Origin of the sequence: Wolbachia endosymbiont of Drosophila bicornuta, from assembly GCF_028982105.1 — a bacterium.
Taxonomy (GTDB): domain Bacteria; phylum Pseudomonadota; class Alphaproteobacteria; order Rickettsiales; family Anaplasmataceae; genus Wolbachia; species Wolbachia pipientis.
The window spans coordinates 1-2,684 of sequence record NZ_JAPQLF010000051.1; the positions used below are offsets into that span (position 1 = coordinate 1).

Here is a 2,684-nt window from a genome sequence, read left to right on the forward strand (position 1 = left end):
CTATTTTATAATGAATTTTGTCAGTAGCCACCAGATTTTTTCAGTTGCTATGCAACAAAGCCATCCCAGTATCAAGTACTGGGATGACAAAAGGGGGCGCTGGGATGACAGGAGAGGATTTTGAGATAGTAGGGGATTTTTCAACAGAAAGCAGAAATTGTTTATATGAGCCCCTGTCGTTAATATCCTTCACTGTGGCAACGATATCTTTTACATATCTCTCTTTATCAAGAATTTGAGTATCAACTAAAGCTGTTCTTAATTTATAGCTCTTTTTACAATAATCCGAACAGACCGTAATATGCTACTGGCCTGCTATAGCCATAAACACATATCTTATCGCATTCGGACTATTATAAGAAAGGCTATACTAGCTGTAAATCCTATGAGCACTGCAATTAAAGCGATACACAATATCGCGTACCTTTTATACAATATTGCAATCAAAATTAGTGTGGGTAAAAGCAAAAGAAAAATAGATATGCAGCTTGGTTCAAAACTTAGGGAAAAATAGGTTAGAATTCCTACACACTGAAAAACAGGAAACCACAGTATCAAGTTATATTGTTCATTGCGCGGATTGTTACGTATATAACTAACTATTATGTCAAGAAAAGTTAATAAGTGTGTCGATATTTGCATGTGGTGAAATTTTATTTTTCTTTTTTCATTATTTGTATATATAATAACTAAATAAGCAACGACGCGGGATGGAGCAGCTCGGTAGCTCGTCAGGCTCATAACCTGAAGGTCGTAGGTTCAAATCCTACTCCCGCAACCATTTTTAAGGATATAGTTGTTCCACTTTCCAATCGCTTCCCTCAACAAGAGTGTATCTAAATCTAATATGCTTCCTATATTCACCTTCTTGCCAAAATTCAATTACTTTTGGGATTACACAAAATCCCACCCAAAAATCAGGACGAGAAACTTGTGTATTATGAAATTCTTTTTCCTTCAATTTTATAGCTTGCTCAAAATCTTGCCAATCTTTCAGAATGCTCGATTGTTTTGAGCACCATGCGCTAATTTGACTACCCAGCGCTCGAGAAGAGAAGTATTTGTCAGTTCTTTCATCGTTTAGAAGTTTAACCTCTCCTTCAATTCGCACTTGCCTAGCAAATTCTATCCAATGAAACACTAACGCAGCTTTGGGGTTCTCAGTCAATTCTTTCCCTTTTTTACTGTTTACGTTAGTGAAAAACACAAAACCTTCTTTGCTATATTCCTTTAGTAATACCACTCTTGCAGATGGAATACAGTCTTTGCTACAAGTTGCTAGCGTCATTGCAGTTGGTTGTTCACACGGAGAATTAAGTACTGCTTTGTACCACTTTGAAAACAAATCAAATGGATCTTTTTCAAGTGAAAATATCATATCAAAAAATAAAATCTTAATTCTGGCACGCGTTGCAAAAATAAGTGCTACGGCCATTTTGTCGTATAAGTGTTATGATATTATTGCAAATCTTGCAAGGTTTTTGAACTTTACCATATACGTAAAAGTTATTTTGAAAGTATCCAGCAGATCCAGATGGCTGTGCATAATCTTTCAGTGTTGAACCGCCTGCAGCAATTGCATCACTCAGAGTATTTTTTATTTCAGCAGCAAGTTTTTCGCACTCTCTATAGGTCAAGTTTTTTGCTGACCTGAGTGGTGATATACAGGCTCTAAACAAGCTCTCAGAAGCATATATGTTGCCTACGCCAACTATTGATTTATTGTCCATTAACGCTGATTTGATATTCACTTTTTTGTTTTTCAGCAACTCCTGTAAATCATACGCGTCAAGTTAAGGAAATAAAGGTATGAAAGAGATAGAATAATAAGGTATAAGTTCTCCAAGATATACTTTTAGTGAGAGAACCAATGAATAAAATAACTTGCTTATCAAAAAAGCTCAAAGAATTTTTTAATGAAAAAGCAGAGGAAATCTCAATTACAACAAGGTTTATAAAAAGAAAGAGAAAGCTAAAAGGTTCATCATGCGTAAAAGCCATGGTCTTGGGTAATATAGGAGTTGATAATTGTAGCGTAGAAACAATGTGTCAATTACTAAACGAGGACTCGATAGATATAACAAAACAAGGTTTGGATTTTAGATTTACTGAAGAAGCAGTGGAATTTATGAAAAGGATGTATAATGAATCTGTGATTCTCTTTAAAAATATCTTGCAAGTTGATTGCAAAATCTTACAGCAATTTAATAGTGTTAAATTATTGGACAGTAGCTATGTTACTCTACCTAACAGTATGGAAGAGATGTATAAAGGTTATGGTACTAGCTACAGTGGCTATGAAAGCAATACTAAGTCTGGAATAAAGTTACAATTAGTTTTCGACTACATGAATCAGATAATAGACCAACTTAATTTAACGGAGTGGGTAAGATCAGACCAGGGATATAGGAAACATTTAAGTAATATATTAAGCAATGATTTGCTAATATCTGATCTCGGTTATTTTGTGCCAAGTTCTTTTAAACAAATCAATGAAATAGGAGCTTATTTCATAAGTCGTTATAAATCCGATACCAACATATATGATGTAGAAACAAATCAAAAAATGGAGTTATTAGAATGTTTAGAGGATAAGTTATTTTTAGAAAACGAGGTATTGTTAGGAAAAGAAGCAAAAATTAGAGTAAGAATTATATGTCAGAAACTAACTGAAGAACAGTATA

Annotated in this window: 3 protein-coding genes, 1 tRNA gene and 2 pseudogenes; 3 read left to right on the top strand and 3 right to left on the bottom strand. The window is 34.1% G+C overall.

Going from position 1 to position 2,684, the window contains the following annotated elements:
* Nucleotides 1-61: 61 nt before the first annotated feature.
* Nucleotides 62-301 (bottom strand): annotated as a pseudogene (locus tag OZD68_RS06520) (hypothetical protein); the annotation flags it as partial.
* Between OZD68_RS06520 and OZD68_RS00945 the strand changes: the two are divergent.
* Nucleotides 302-514, top strand: a complete 213-nt coding sequence (locus tag OZD68_RS00945; RefSeq protein ID WP_275008769.1) for a hypothetical protein — start codon at nt 302-304, stop codon at nt 512-514. It begins immediately after the preceding pseudogene.
* Between the two features lie 190 nt (nt 515-704).
* Nucleotides 705-781, top strand: a tRNA-Met gene (locus tag OZD68_RS00950).
* A 3-nt stretch (nt 782-784) separates the two neighbouring features.
* On the opposite strand, the gene pdxH is transcribed toward OZD68_RS00950, so the two are convergent.
* Together pdxH and OZD68_RS00960 are read right to left on the bottom strand one after the other, a co-directional pair.
* Nucleotides 785-1,378, bottom strand: a complete 594-nt coding sequence (pdxH, locus tag OZD68_RS00955; protein WP_022626142.1) for a pyridoxamine 5'-phosphate oxidase — start codon at nt 1,376-1,378, stop codon at nt 785-787.
* Between the two features lie 16 nt (nt 1,379-1,394).
* Nucleotides 1,395-1,778 (bottom strand): annotated as a pseudogene (locus OZD68_RS00960) (zinc finger domain-containing protein); the annotation flags it as partial.
* Nucleotides 1,779-1,870: 92 nt separating this feature from the next.
* On the opposite strand from OZD68_RS00960, the gene OZD68_RS00965 reads away from it, so the two are divergent.
* A partial coding sequence (locus tag OZD68_RS00965) for an IS4 family transposase (RefSeq protein ID WP_275008717.1) occupies nt 1,871-2,684 on the top strand: 814 nt, incomplete at its 3' end.